The 13,903-nt window shown below is 56.3% G+C and carries 13 protein-coding genes; 8 read left to right on the forward strand and 5 right to left on the reverse strand.

Features of this window, described 5'->3' with window-relative positions; genetic code table 11:
* Window positions 1–139: 139 nt before the first annotated feature.
* The gene (locus tag ABF757_RS11565; protein WP_415482475.1) at window positions 140–1,027 is read right to left on the reverse strand and encodes a LysR substrate-binding domain-containing protein; all 888 of its coding nucleotides are present in this window, start codon (window positions 1,025–1,027) and stop codon (window positions 140–142) included.
* A 230-nt stretch (window positions 1,028–1,257) separates the two neighbouring features.
* Here ABF757_RS11565 and ABF757_RS11570 point away from each other — a divergent pair, with 230 nt between their 5' ends.
* The 3 genes from ABF757_RS11570 to ABF757_RS11580 all read left to right on the forward strand — a co-directional run bounded on the left by ABF757_RS11570 (window position 1,258) and on the right by ABF757_RS11580 (window position 5,577).
* Window positions 1,258–2,661: a purine-cytosine permease family protein gene (locus ABF757_RS11570; RefSeq protein ID WP_415482476.1), complete on the forward strand. Its 1,404-nt coding sequence runs from the start codon at window positions 1,258–1,260 to the stop codon at window positions 2,659–2,661.
* 44 nt (window positions 2,662–2,705) lie between these two features.
* Entirely contained in the window at window positions 2,706–3,995 is a 1,290-nt protein-coding gene (locus ABF757_RS11575; RefSeq protein WP_415482477.1) for an amidohydrolase family protein, read from the forward strand.
* Window positions 3,996–4,104: 109 nt separating this feature from the next.
* On the forward strand, window positions 4,105–5,577 hold the full coding sequence (locus ABF757_RS11580; protein WP_415482478.1) for a catalase: 1,473 nt from the start codon (window positions 4,105–4,107) through the stop codon (window positions 5,575–5,577).
* A 9-nt stretch (window positions 5,578–5,586) separates the two neighbouring features.
* On the opposite strand, the gene ABF757_RS11585 is transcribed toward ABF757_RS11580, so the two are convergent.
* Together ABF757_RS11585 and ABF757_RS11590 are read right to left on the reverse strand one after the other, a co-directional pair.
* The gene (locus tag ABF757_RS11585; RefSeq protein WP_415482480.1) at window positions 5,587–5,745 is read right to left on the reverse strand and encodes a hypothetical protein; all 159 of its coding nucleotides are present in this window, start codon (window positions 5,743–5,745) and stop codon (window positions 5,587–5,589) included.
* A 289-nt stretch (window positions 5,746–6,034) separates the two neighbouring features.
* Window positions 6,035–6,277: a hypothetical protein gene (locus ABF757_RS11590; RefSeq protein ID WP_415482481.1), complete on the reverse strand. Its 243-nt coding sequence runs from the start codon at window positions 6,275–6,277 to the stop codon at window positions 6,035–6,037.
* A 237-nt stretch (window positions 6,278–6,514) separates the two neighbouring features.
* Between ABF757_RS11590 and ABF757_RS11595 the strand changes: the two genes are divergently transcribed.
* The 4 genes from ABF757_RS11595 (at window position 6,515) to ABF757_RS11610 (ending at window position 10,306) form a co-directional block, all read left to right on the forward strand.
* Entirely contained in the window at window positions 6,515–7,237 is a 723-nt protein-coding gene (locus ABF757_RS11595) for a response regulator (protein WP_415482482.1), read from the forward strand.
* Window positions 7,234–8,622: an ATP-binding protein gene (locus tag ABF757_RS11600; protein WP_415482483.1), complete on the forward strand. Its 1,389-nt coding sequence runs from the start codon at window positions 7,234–7,236 to the stop codon at window positions 8,620–8,622. Before ABF757_RS11595 ends, ABF757_RS11600 begins: the two co-directional genes overlap by 4 nt.
* A gap of 181 nt (window positions 8,623–8,803) precedes the next feature.
* Window positions 8,804–9,469 carry an ATP-binding protein gene (locus ABF757_RS11605; RefSeq protein WP_415482484.1) on the forward strand — a complete coding sequence of 222 codons (666 nt, stop codon included), beginning with the start codon at window positions 8,804–8,806 and terminating at the stop codon, window positions 9,467–9,469.
* A 129-nt stretch (window positions 9,470–9,598) separates the two neighbouring features.
* The gene (locus tag ABF757_RS11610; protein WP_415482485.1) at window positions 9,599–10,306 is read left to right on the forward strand and encodes a DUF3313 family protein; all 708 of its coding nucleotides are present in this window, start codon (window positions 9,599–9,601) and stop codon (window positions 10,304–10,306) included.
* A 71-nt stretch (window positions 10,307–10,377) separates the two neighbouring features.
* Here ABF757_RS11610 and ABF757_RS11615 read toward each other — a convergent pair whose 3' ends face one another.
* Window positions 10,378–11,109 (reverse strand): SDR family NAD(P)-dependent oxidoreductase, encoded by a 732-nt coding sequence (locus ABF757_RS11615; RefSeq protein WP_415482486.1) that lies wholly within the window; start codon window positions 11,107–11,109, stop codon window positions 10,378–10,380.
* Window positions 11,110–11,304: 195 nt separating this feature from the next.
* Between ABF757_RS11615 and ABF757_RS11620 the strand changes: the two genes are divergently transcribed.
* Window positions 11,305–12,234, forward strand: coding sequence for an AraC family transcriptional regulator (locus tag ABF757_RS11620; RefSeq protein WP_415482487.1), 930 nt, complete (start codon window positions 11,305–11,307; stop codon window positions 12,232–12,234).
* A 12-nt stretch (window positions 12,235–12,246) separates the two neighbouring features.
* On the opposite strand, the gene ABF757_RS11625 is transcribed toward ABF757_RS11620, so the two are convergent.
* The coding region (locus ABF757_RS11625; RefSeq protein WP_415482489.1) for a ShlB/FhaC/HecB family hemolysin secretion/activation protein at window positions 12,247–13,903 on the reverse strand (1,657 nt) is incomplete at its 5' end.

Raw genomic sequence — 13,903 nt, forward strand, 5'->3', positions numbered from 1 at the left:
CTTGTAGGCCGTTGCGATTCACCTCAGTTTTTCCGAAAACAGCATGGTTACAGAAGCAGCGGAGCTGAAAGCCAGTATTTCGCTGAATATTGTCTTCTGAATCCCATGAACTCAGCACTCAGGCACCTTACCTGAACACTCAGGCCGGTTGCTGTGACATCTGCATGAGCCATTTGAAAAATGTAACTGATGGCGCGGTGTCGGAGCCTTTTCGATAGACGATAAAGTAATCGAAATCCGTATTAACCACGCGGTCCGATAATTTTATAAGACGGCCGTTCTGGAGATCATCCTGAATGAGATCGGGCGGGCATAGGGCTATGCCCTGACCGGCTAGTGTTGCGACACGGAGCAGGTTGAAGTCTTCGAAAACGATTTCTGCATTATCAGTCGTTGTTTCGGGGTAGGTTTTGCCGAGCCATTCTTTCCAGCCGGATGTGTCAGTGTCATGCAAAAGCATGGTTTGGGTAACACCTTGCAGGCTAGATGGATCTGGCAGGTTCTGCACGAAGCTCTGGCTGCATACAGGCACACTGGCGGCAGACAGGAATGTGACTGTTTCAAAATCCTGGATAACAGGCGGTTTCTGAGCATAGACGATAGCTAGATCTATTTCGTCAAAATGCAGTTCCTGCCCAAAAATCGCATACATAATCTTGAGTTCTATGTTGGGCGACTGATTGCGGAATGCCTGCAGGCGGGGGATTAGCCAGCAGATAGCCACAGAGGGAATAACGGCTACCCTCAGTTGTGGTTTTACGGTTCTGGCGCGCAGGGCCTCACATGCCGTGGCGATATCAGAAAATGCAAGATGCACCGTGCTGGCTAGAGCAACGGCATCGGCATCGAACTTCAGATGTTTGTTGTTGCGCTCGATCAGGCGCAAGCCCAGCCAGTCTTCGAGTGCGCGAATCTGGTGGCTGATGGCTGAGGGTGTGACGTTCAGTTCCGTGGCGGCAGCATGGAAGCTTCTGTGCCGGAAAACAGCGTCGAACACGCGAAGCGCATTAAGCGGCAGGGCTCGCATTGCTAATCCTGATGATGAATTAATTTCATTATGATAGTGAATTTTTGTCTTTTGACAATAAATTACTGGTGAATATAACTCAACATTAACGGGTGACTTTCACCCTTTCTTCTCTGCTGAATGAACAATACGGGTTCCGGGCATATCGGGCACGGTTCTTGTTTGTGCAGGGCATATAATATTTTGATATCAAAATGAAAGGTCGTGTGGTGACCCGCATAATAACCGCCTTGACTGACACGACCGACAAGATCGGTTCGATCGAGCGCCACGGGATTGAACCTATCCCCCAGGCTGAGCGGCATGGCTCGGCTTTTGAACTGTTCAGGCTGTGGGTTGGGGCCAATGTCAATTATGTTGTCATTGTCACCGGGGCTTTCACGCTTGCTATGGGCGTTACTTTTTTTCAGGCGCTATGGGCGATTGTCATAGGAAACCTGATCGGCTGCACCATGGTGGGGCTGACCTCGCTCCACGGGCCGAAAACAGGCACTTCCAGCATGATGAGCGCGGGCGCGGCCTTTGGCCAACTGGGGGCCATGCTTCCCAAGGCGGTGAGTGTTGTTTCCGCGTTGAGCTGGTTTTCAATCAATTCGATTATTGCCACACAGGCGCTTGAGGAACTGTTCAGAATCGTGGGGCTGAGTGGTTCAGCTTATGAATGGCTGGCTCTGGTTCTGGTGCTGGTGGCGGAAGTGGCCATTGCGGTTTACGGCCATGCGACCATTATTGCGGCAGAGGGTGTCAGTGCTGTTGTGCTGGGCCTGTTGTTTGTAGGGCTGGCCTGTTTTGTTGTGCCGCATGTTTCCCTGCATGCACTTTCTACAGTCAATCAGCAGCAGGGATCGTTCAGCGCGTGGCTGCTTGCTCTGGGTGTTGTGGCTTCGTACCCTATTGGCTGGACCAATTTTGCCTCTGATTACAGCCGCTATTTTCCTGAATCCATGAGCTGGAAGCGCATCGCGCTTGCTGCGGGTTTGGGGCAGTTTGCAGCGCTTGGGCTGTGCGAGGTTATAGGGCTTTTTCTCGCGGTTGCGGTGGGTGGCAGCCTGGGAAATGATCCTGTGAGCCAGCTCGGTCATTTTGTGCCCACATGGTTTGTCGTACCGCTATTGGTGGCGGTTATTTTTGGTGGTGTGGCGGCCAATGTGCCCAATGGTTATACGGCCAGTCTGGGGCTGCTGGCTCTGCGCCTGCCGTTGAGCCGTATTGCCTCGCTGGCAGTTATTACCCTGTTTACAATCTGCATGCGGATTGCTGTTGTTTATTCAGGCGATTTTTTCAATGTCTATCAGAATTTCCTGAACGCAATGGTATTCTGGACTGGCCCTTGGGCAGCAATCATGATTGTTGATTACTTCCTGCGCGGCGGCCGCTACAGCCCGGCTGCTATCATGCAGTGGCGCGGGGGGCTTTACTGGTATCAGCAGGGTATATTCTGGCCCGGTATGATTGCTTTTCTTATGGGTATCGGTTTTTCCGTCGTTTTTTCAAACTCTGAAACATTCGCAAGCCCGTTGATGACGCATGCTCTGGGGTGGGGTGATCTGGGTTTTGAAACCGGCATTCTGTCCGCAGGCCTGATTTACTGGGTGTTGGCCAGGGGGCGCGTGAATACAGCCGCCACGGCATAGACTTTTCCCGAACACGGTCATTTTTCTGAAAACGAGGGTTTATAATGTTTGATCTGCTGTTGCGGGGAGCAACGCTGCCGGGTGGGCAGCGTGGTGTCGATATCGGGATAGCGCATGGGCGGATTGCTGCGGTATCGCCCGGCCTTGAGGGAGAGGCCCTTGAGGAGATTGATGTGACGGGCTGCCTTGTCACGCCTCCTTTTGTTGATGCCCATATGCACATGGATTACGCCCTGCGCGCCGGGCAACCACGCCCTAATGAAACCGGCACGTTGCTTGAAGGGATTGCCCTTTGGGGTGAACTCCGGCCAGAACTGAGCACGCAGTCCATTTACGATTACGCCAAAAAGCTCTGCCTGTGGTCCATTGCCCGTGGCACGCTCATGATCCGCTCGCATGTTGATATCTGCGATGACAGGCTGCTGGGCGTGCAGGCCCTCACCCAGTTGCGCGAGGACATGAAGCCCTGGCTTGATATCCAGCTTGTTGCCTTTCCACAGGATGGCTTTCTGCGGTCCCCCAATGCCCAGCGTAATCTGCTGCGTGCGCTGGATATGGGCGTGGATGTTATTGGCGGCATTCCGCATTTTGAGCGGACTTACGAGGACGGCACGCAGAGTATCCGGCAGCTTATGCGTCTGGCAGCCGATAGGGGCCTGCGGGTTGATATGCATTGCGATGAGGTGGATGATCCGAACTCACGCCATATCGAAACGCTCACGGCGGAAACAGTCCGGCTTGGCTTGCAGGGGCGTGTTGCCGGGTCGCATCTGACATCCATGCACTCGATGGACAATTACTATGTCAGCAAGCTCATTCCGCTCATGGCGGAGGCAGGGATAGGGGCCATTGCCAATCCGCTTGTTAACATCACCCTGCAAGGCCGGCACGATACCTACCCCAAGCGGCGTGGCCTGCTCCGGGTTAAGGAGTTGCAGGAGGCGGGTATTGCCGTAGCATTTGGCCATGACTGCGTTATGGACCCGTGGTACGGGCTTGGCAGCCACGATATGCTTGAGGTCGCCAGCATGGGCCTGCATGTTGCCCAGATGACCGGCCAGCACGAGATAAAAGCGTGTTTTCAGGCAGTAACGACCGAGCCAGCCCGTATTCTAGGCCTTGAGCATTACGGGATCAGTCCGGGGGCCGAGGCCAGCCTTGTGGTGCTGCAGGCGGCTGATGAGGCCGAGGCCATAAGGCTGCGGGCAGAACGCCTTTATGTCATTCGCCGTGGGGCGGTTATTGCCAGTGCCACGCCGCGCAAGAGCTGGGTTGTTCTGGATGGCATGGAGCGCGATGTTGATTTTACCCGCGCGGATCTTGAAAGGGCATAAGTACAGTCCTGCGGGCTGGCAAAAACGTGTGCCAGCTCGCGGGAACAGAAAAAGCCGTTAAAGCGTTTCTCTCATGATGCAGCATAATCATGGGGGGGAACGAGGTATCATGAGTGAAAAAACGGCTGACCAGCAGGGTTGGACGCAAACAACGGAGTCCGGCATTCCGGTTTCCAGCGATGAGCATTCTCTCAGCGTTGGGGCTGATGGCCCGATTCTTTTGCATGATCACTACCTGATCGAGCAGATGGCCGCCTTCAACCGTGAAATGATTCCTGACCGCCAGCCGCATGCCAAGGGTAGCGGGGCGTTTGGAACTTTCGAAACCACGCAGGATGTCAGCCGCTATACGGCGGCGAAGTTTCTGCAACCGGGTGTGAAAACCGAAGTCGCGGCGCGGTTTTCCACCGTGGCGGGTGAGGCCGGTAGCCCGGACACATGGCGCGACCCGCGTGGCTTTGCGCTGAAGTTCTATACCGAAGACGGTAATTTCGACATGGTTGGCAATAACACGCCAATCTTCTTTATCCGTGATCCGCTGAAGTTCCAGCATTTCATTCACTCGCAGAAACGCCGTGTCGATAACGGCCTGCGTGACAACGACATGCAGTGGGATTTCTGGACACTCAGCCCCGAAACCGCCCATCAGGTCACATGGCTGATGGGGGACAGGGGTATTCCTGCAAGCTGGCGGCATATGGATGGTTTTTCCAGCCATACTTATCTGTGGGTAAATGCCGAGGGTGATCGGTTCTGGGTGAAGTATCACTTCAAAACCGATCAGGGTATCCGGTGTCTGACACAGGAGCAGGCGGGCCGGATTGCGGGCGAAGATGCTGATTATCACCGGCGCGACCTGCATCAGGCGATCAAGAGGGGCGAATATCCGAGCTGGACGCTCAAGATGCAGATCATGCCGTATGAGGAGGCCAGAGCCTATCGTATCAACCCGTTTGATCTGACCAAGGTTTGGCCGCAGGGGGAATATCCGCTCATTGAGGTTGGTAAGCTGACGCTTGACCGCAACCCGACGGATTTCCATACCCAGATCGAACAGCTTGCCTTTGAGCCGAACAATTTTGTGCCGGGCACTGGCCTTTCGCCCGACAAGATGCTGCTGGGGCGGTCCTTTGCCTATGCGGATGCCCACCGGGCGCGGTTGGGCGTCAATTATAAGCAGATCCCGGTTAATGCACCGCAATGCCCGGTGCGTGGTTATGTCAAAGGGGGGGCTATGCGCGTGCGCGAGGCGCGTGACCCTGTTTATGTGCCCAATTCCAAAGGCGGGCCAACGGCTGATCCGCAGCGTTTTCCCGAAAATGCGGTCTGGTCGGCTGATGGTGCATTCGTGCGCGAAGCCTATACGCTCCGCCCGGATGATGATGATTTCAGCCAGGCCAATGTGCTGATCAACCGCGTTATGGATGAAGCGGCGCGCACGCGTCTGGTCAATAACATTGTGGGGCATGTGTTGCAGGGCGTGGAAGAGCCCGTGCTGTCGCGCGTATTCGAATACTGGACGAAAATCGATGCGACTATCGGCCAGCGTGTGCGCGAGGGGGTAACGGCGCGCCGGAGCTAGGGCGCGCCGTCAGTCAGCGCGGGTGAGTGCGGCGGTTGTTCCTGAAAGGGATGACCGCCCGTTATCTATTGCGGTGTCTGGTTTTGGCCGCCTGCGACTGTCGATAAACAGGTAAAGCACAACGCCATACCAGACCACGCTTTTCAGCAGTGAATGCAGGATTTTCATGATAGGGTCCGGGTGTTCAGCAAGGGATGGTGCGCAGGTATTCACGGGCACAAGGCACTACAGGCCGTAGAGTAAAGATATAGAAATACACAATACTATATAGGATATGATAATTATCCATATGGAGTAAGGCAGGATAACGTGCAGCGCAGTATTGGCGCTACGTAGTAATATGCCGATGCTGTGATAGGGCCTGTGGTGTAACGGATCGCCTGCCGGGTGTGCCTGTTCAGGGGGCGGCGCAAAAGGGGCTTTGTCAGGCATGGGGTCTGCCCTCGCTTTCGGTGCGTTATTGAAACCGGATACTGTCATGGCCTGCGTGGCCCAGTGTGGTGCGGCTCTGGCTGCGTGCAAGGCTGGCCCGGATACGCGCGCGCGCACTGCGCCACAGATACGCGCCGATATGTACAGCCCCGAAAGGCTCCATGATGCAGAGAGCGAAAAGAGAAAACCGCACCCAGAGAATAGGCGGATGATCGTTTTGTGGGGTCTTGCGCGTGGCGATAACACCATGCCCCATATTGCTGCGCATTGTCTGTCTCCTCGGAAAAGCAAGGCTCCGGCCTGTGCCGCTGCCTGTCCGGGAAGCCGTCTGGTTTCCCGATGCCCTCTTTCTGGGGGGGTGTTTCTTTCCGGGTGATGTCGCAAATATATCCATCATGAAATATGCCCGCGATCAGGCACTTGGGTGGTGTTATGTTTCCATGTTGAAATATTGCGCTTACATTAGAGAAATCAGCACGCCGAAAGGCTGTGTTATGGTGGAGCCATGACTGTTATGCCTCACCTTCTCATTGTCGATGATGACAGGGACATTCTCTCCCTTCTCACCCGGTTTCTTGATAAACACGCTTACGATGTGTCGGTGGCGGAAGATGGTGTTGCCATGTTTTCGGCTTTGGAAACCGGCGCTATTGATCTCGTTATTCTCGATATCATGCTGCGTAATGAAGATGGATTCAGCCTGTGCCGCAGGCTCAGGACATCGTCCAACATACCTGTGATCATGCTCTCGGCCATGGCTGAACATACAGACCGGATCGTGGGGCTTGAAATCGGGGCGGATGACTACCTGACAAAGCCGTTCGACCAGAGGGAACTTCTGGCCCGCGTCAAGGCCGTGCTGCGCCGCACTGCCGAGAAGGCAGACAGGCCCGATGGCGCGGATACACGCCCTATCCTGTCGTTTTCAGGCTGGCGGCTGGATGTCGCGCGACGCGAGTTACGGGCGCAGGACAATGCCCTTGTGCTTCTGTCCGGTGGGGAGTTCGAGCTGCTGCTGGCGTTTGCCGAGCACCCGCAGCGTGTGCTGACGCGCGACCAGTTGCTTGATCTGGCGCGCGGGCGCAACCATGCGGCGTATGACCGTAGTATTGATGTGCAGATCAGCCGCCTGCGACACAAGCTGGAGGATGACCCCAAAAATCCATCGGTTATCCGCACCGTGCGCAATGGCGGGTATCTGTTCTCGCCTGCGGTTAAACGGCTGTGACACAGTGGCGGGCGTGGTTTGAGGACACCATAACGCGGCGGCTCATTACCACCGTTGCGCTGGCAGCGGCAACGACTGTCGGGCTGTTGCAGTTGTTGTCCACTTTTGGCGGGTACTGGGCGGCCCCCAATATTGAACAGACCGGACTGTTGCAGGAGGTTGCCGTTGTAAGCCGCATGATTAGCGTTGCCCCACCAATGGCACGCACCCGGCTGACACAGGTGGCTTCAACCGAAAAATTCATGTTTTCATGGTTCGAAGCGCAGAGTGTCACCGCCAAAGCGCTGGAAAATGCGCAGTACAAGCCCGAGGAGGTGCGGCAGGGCCGAAAGATCATAGGGGCGTTCATAGGTGATACGGCTATACGCCTGAATGCGTTTTCGGTGGCAAACCCGGTTGCCGCAGCGCCCGGTATTAACATCGATAGCAAAAAATATCCTGAAGCTACCTTTCTGGCGATTCAGCTTAATGATGGAAGCTGGCTTGTATGCTCAGCTCTTATCCGAAGCTGGGGCTTTTTTACCTCGGAAAGACTGATACTGGAGCTGGTGGCACTGGTGGCATGGGTTGTTGTGGTGTCGCTCATTGCCTCGCGGCAGATGTCGCGCCCTATTGAAACCCTTGCCGAAGGTGTGCGGCGTTCAGGCATGAAACCAAGCTCGCCGCCGATAAGGGAAACCGGCCCGCGCGAGTTGCGGCTGGTTGTGCGTACGATCAACGCCATGCAGGCGCAGATACGCAAATTCATTACCGACCGTACAACCATGCTCGCGGCCATTTCTCACGACCTGCGCACTCCGCTGACGCGCATCCGCCTGCGTGGCGAATTTATCGAAGATGCCGAGCAGCAGGCCCGGCTGTTTCGTGATGTTGATGAAATGCAGGCCATGATTGACGGCGCGCTGTCTTTTTTCCGTGACGATGCGAGTTGCGAGGACATTACGACATTCGATCTGCCGGGTATCCTGCGCACGATCATCAATGATTTTGCCGATCAGAATATCATCATTGAGTATTCCGGTCCCGCCCGCGTTATTTATCAGGGGCGTCCGTTCGCGCTCAAGCGGGTCTTTACCAACCTTGTTGAAAACGCCGTCAAATATGCTACCCCGCCCTCCATTGTTCTGAGCTGCACGCCAGAGCACTACACCATTGCCATAAATGATGCGGGGCCGGGTATTCCAGACAGCCTGATCGGGCGTGTTTTCGAGCCTTATTTCCGGGGTGATAGTTCAAGAAACCGCGAAACCGGGGGGGTGGGGCTTGGCCTGACCTCGGCTCTCGCCACGGTTCAGGCGCATGGCGGCACCATTACAGTGCGCAACCGCCCTGAAGGCGGCCTTGAAGTGCGGGTTGATCTGCCCCGGCATGACGAGACACCGTAAGGCGATGTGATAGCCCGTATCGGGTATGAATACAGGCCGTCACAACATTTCAACACGGACATAATAGCGAGATATTCCCGACATTCCCATGCGCTAGACCACATTCATGCGGTTGCCCGTTCCTATTATTGTGCAAGGGGCTTTTCGCATCAGTGGTTTTCTTTTCGCGAGGGGCGGAACAATGTCGTTATCTTCCGTATCATGCTTCCAGACAGGCAGCCGGTCAGGTGTGTATTACCGCATGGTGCCATCGCGTCCTGCCGGGCTATCGCTACACGCGGCCCGCAGCGCGCCGGGCCAGACGGTAGGGCGCCAGTCGCTTGAGCAGTTTGTCAAATCGGTCTGTCAGGCGACAATCAGCAGCGTGCGCAATTCAGATGTCGCGATCACGCTTTTTGTTGTCGCGGAGAGTGCCAGCCTGGCGCTGGCACCAGACCTGATCCGCATGGCGGTTGCTGTCATGGTTTCCGACGCGATTTCACACAGCTTTTATGAGCGCTCTTCGGGGCGGATTACGGTGCGGGTTACAAACCCGAACCCTGCCAGCCTGTGCATTGATGTGTCGGACGATGGCTGGGGGCTTGGCTCCATTCGCGCGCAGCGGGTGCGCGACCTGAAAGACCTGAGCGGTTTCGGGAAAGTGTCAGTCAGCAGAATTCCTTATCCCGGTGAGGGCATGCTGGCCCGGCTGGTGATCAGCCCTGTCGAGGGACAGACGATGCTGGACTGGCAGGCAGCCATAATGCCCGGCCTGACAGCCCGCAGACCCCATTTGCTGCCTGTGCTGCGCGATAAAGTCATGGGGGCGTTACGCCCTCATGTCGTCTGCCGTACTGCAAACGCCTGATCCTGCCTGCCTCCAGCCTGCGCGCGGGCGCTCATAATGCCCGGCACGTTCTGTTTTCTGGAGCGTGCCTGCCGGGATAGGCCAATCCAGCCTGCATGCGTGCAGGAATTTAAAGAAAGATTTCCAATAATGCTCAGGATTTCCGGCTTGACTGCGCGCCATGGCGGTTGCGTGCTGGCGCTTTTGATGATGACGGGCTGCGCAGGCCAGAAAGTCACACATTCAGGGTTTCTGCCCGAGGAAACCTATGGAGAGATGACACCGCAGAAAGGCCATGTCGATGACCATATTTATGTAAAACCGGGCCTTGATGCTTCAAGATACACGCTGGCGGTGATTGATCCGGTCGCGTGGCACCCTATTGCCAAGGCGCCGCATCTCAAGCCGGAAGTTGAAACCCGGATGACCGATGCCTTTAACACGGAAATAAAAAAACAGGTTGGTAAAATCTACAGGGTTGTTGATGCCTCCGAGTGTGGGGCCTGCACGGAGGCGGTGCATATCCGCGCGGCCATTACCAATATCCGCCGGAGCAAGTGGTATTATAACGCCATACCGGTTGTGGCCGGTTTTGCCGCCGGTGCGGCAGGTGGCGGCATGCCGCCCATTCCCCCGCCCGCGCCGGGTGGAGCGAGCGAGGAACTGATAGCCGTGGATGGCGCTACCGGAGAGACGCTTGTGGCCATTGCAACCTATAATAACGGCATGCCTTGGAACATGATGGGCCAGTGGATTCCCTATTCCCATGCCAAGCGCGCCTTCCACCTTGCTTCGGCCCTGCTGGTGGAAGAATTCACCAAAAACGGTGCAAAACCGCTCCCGACCCCAAAGGGGTAGGGGAGAAACACCCCCGCGATCCGGCAGCCCTGTTACACGCCTGTGCGGGGCCGCCGTGCATCCATGGCTGGTCAGGCGAGCAGGCCGCCATCGACGGCAATGGCCGCCCCTGTGATGTAGCTGGCAGCCGGGCTGGCGAGGAAAGCAGCCATACGGGCAATATCCTCAACCACACCGTAGGAGCCCGTGGCGACAAACCCGGCGAGTGCCGCAGCCCCTTCCGTATCGGCGGGGTTCATTTCCGTATCGATTGGCCCCGGCTCGATCACGTTGATGGTGATACCCCGCGGCCCGATATCGCGCGCCACACCCTGCGCAAAACCGCGCAGTCCCGCCTTGGTGGCGGTATAAAGCGACAGGCCGGGAAAGGGTGCGCGCCCGGCAAAGGCGGAGCCCATAAGAATGATGCGCCCACCTTTTTGCATGTGCTGAACCGCCTCATGCGTTTCGACCATTATGGCGCGCAGGTTGAGGTTAAGCGTGTATTCGATGTCTTCGATGCTGGTTTTGTCGATGGTGTTGTGTGGATAGGTGCCCGCATTGCAGACCAGCACATCCAGCCGCCCGAAATGCGCCACGGTGTCAGCCACGACTTTACGGTTGCCTTCAATGGTGGCGCCGTCAGCCTGAATTGTCAGGACACGGCGGCCCATCTGGCGGATTTTGGCCGCCAGTTCTTCTGCCCGTGCCGCATTGCGGGCGTAGGAGATGGCAATATCAAAACCCTGAGCTGCAAGGTGCTCTGCAACAGCAGCTCCAATGCCACGGCTTCCGCCTGTTACAAGGGCGACGTGTTCTGTCATGTCTGTTCTGTCCGTTATTGCTGTTTTATAGAAAAGGAGAGCCTGCGCCCTTATGGCCGGCTCCCTGCCATACCCGGCTGAAAAGCCTTGTAATGTCTGTCTTTTCTGGACTGGGAGCGGGCAGAACAGGTAGAATGATCTTCCATAAAAATTGTCTTATTTTCCATAACAGGCCTGAAAGTGGATAATTTCGGCATGTCAAGAAAAGCGATCCTGTCAAAAATCCAGACCAGACTTACTGGCCTGTGCGAGACAAAAAGCCACAGGACAGAGATCGACTTTCTCACGCTTTATAAAACAACCCGCAAAACAGACCCGGTGCTGTTCGTGTATGAGCCGCGCATTTATATTGTTATACAGGGCCAGAAGGAAATTTCGGTTCTGGACCGGCGCTACGTGTATAACGAAACGCAGTATCTGGTCTCCACCATCGATATTCCCGTCTCGGGCATGATTACTGAGGCATCGGCCGAGAGACCTTATCTGGCCATGTGCCTTTCTTTTTCACCGCTTGAAATTTTCGAAATCATTTCAGCCATTGGCGGCCCTCCTGATACCGCGCTTTCTCCCCGGTTTGGCATGGGGTTGAGCGCGCTTACGCAAGATCTGCTCGATGCTGTGTGGCGGTTGCTCAACTGCCTGCCCGAGCCGTCCGCCCGGAGCTTTCTGGCCCCCCGTATCAAGCAGGAAATCATTTACCGCATGCTGCATGGCGCGCAGGGCAGTACCTTATGTGAAATTGCCAATTACCGGAGCGACCTATCCGGTATCAATCGTGCTATTTTGTATTTACGCCAGCATTTCAGGGAAAATTTTGAAATATCCGTGCTGTCTGAGTGTGCAGGCATGAGCCAGTCCAAGTTCTATCAGCGCTTTCATGATGCCACGCATCTCACCCCGGTGCAGTACAGGCTGCGCCTGCGCGTGCAGGAGGCCCGGCGTCTGATGTTGCATGAAGGCCAGCGCGTGGCCGAGGCCGGTTTTAATGTCGGGTATGACAGTCCCTCGCAGTTCAACCGCGAATATAAAAAGCTCCTTGGCCTGCCCCCTCATGCGGATATCAGACGTATCCGCGCGATTGGCATGGATCAGTATTGTGAGGATAATGAGGAAGTCTGGCTGTAAGACAGTGGCGGCTTAAAAGCCGATAGTAAGGGCCATGTTGCCGTAAGCGCCTTTATTGCCATAACCGCTTTCCTCCCGGCTGATGGCCAGCGTGCGCAGGCGCCACCCCATATTGAAAACCAGATTGACGTAACGCCCCACGCTGCTTTGCAGGTCCAGCCCGACGCTGGCCAGATCGGCCTCGTTATTGGCGTTGGGCATGGCATGCACCTGCGCTGTATGCCCGTAATCATAAAACACGCCGAGCTGCTCGGTATCCTGCACGGCCCTGCCGGGCATAAGAAACTGCATGATACTGAAACTGGGGCCGTAGAGTTCGTTGGTAATGCTCACGCCTTCGCTACCCAGCGCACTATCGGAAAAATAGCCGCGCGCGGTAGACAGACCACCCAGCCCGAGCTGGTCATTATACATCAGGTTGGTGTTGGCCAACTGGCCAACAGCCTGCATGGCCCATGAAAAACCGGCGGGCAGGTCTGTCGTGCGGCTCAGGCTGAGGGTGTCATATACATAACGGTCGCTTGAACCGGGTACGAGTGTCTGGAAGTTCAGTTTGTGGTTGGCGCCACTTAACCCGCCGGGGCTGAGCACAAGCTGGTTTTGGAAAATGGTCTTGCCGTAAGGGTCGTCCAGAGTGGCGTTATAGATTATGGGAAACTGATCGACCTCCGCACGGTTTTTGAAAACGCTCAACCCACCGAATTCAAGCGTGTTGTTGGTGGTTTTGAAATCAAAGCCAAGCTGTATGTCTTCGCTCAGGTGCAGGTCGGGGCTGAAGGTGATGGAGGGCAGGTCATGGATATAGCGCATGCTGGCCTGCGCGCTGTGCCCGGTGTCATGCAGATAGGCGCTGCTGTCCTGAATGGTGGGGATTTCGCGCGTATAGGAGCCAAAAACCTGTATCCGGTCATGCCATGGCAGGGGGGCGAGCCAGCTTATGGCGTGGCCGCTGTAGCGATCGTTGATGCTGTGAGTGAACTGGTAGGAGACAATATGCCCTATGCCCGCAACATTGCCCCATGTGCCGCCAATGGCCAGCTCTCCCCGGCCCAGTGCGGGCGCGCCCACGGTATCGAACGACCCGTAAACATGCACAGGCAGGCGGTCATTTGCGTGGAGGGTGACATCGGTTGTGCCCCGTGTCTGACCGGGAGAGAACACGGCATTGACCGTGCGGAACGGGTTTGCGTTCAGCCTGTCCAGCCCGGCCTGCACGTGCGACAGAACCAGAGCTTCACCCGGTTTCAACCCGCTTTCGCGCTGGAGCAGGCCGGTGGAAAACCAGCGGTTGCCGCTGATGGTCATGGTGCCAAGCCGGTATTCCGTGACGATAACCTGCACCACGCCGGTGCTGATGTTCTGCGGCGGAATGGTGACATATACAAAAGGGTGCCCATGCGCGCGGTAAAAGGCGCTGGTGGTCCGGGCGATGGTATTCAGGTCAGCCAGCCGCAGGCTTTTGCCCAGATAAGCGCGCATTGTGCGGCTGAAGCCTGACTGTGCAAGCAGGGGCAGGCCCGCGCACTGCACACCTGCCGTGCCCGCAGGCAGGCCGGAAGCCCGGAGTGCTTCAGGGGTAGGCAGAAAAACCAGCGCTTTGAGAGCGGGAATAATAACGCCTGTGGTGCGCGGGAGCACAGGCGGCGCGGGTGTGGGCAGGGTAGGGGCT

Origin of the sequence: Acetobacter papayae, assembly GCF_047721125.1 — a bacterium.
Classification (GTDB): domain Bacteria; phylum Pseudomonadota; class Alphaproteobacteria; order Acetobacterales; family Acetobacteraceae; genus Acetobacter; species Acetobacter papayae.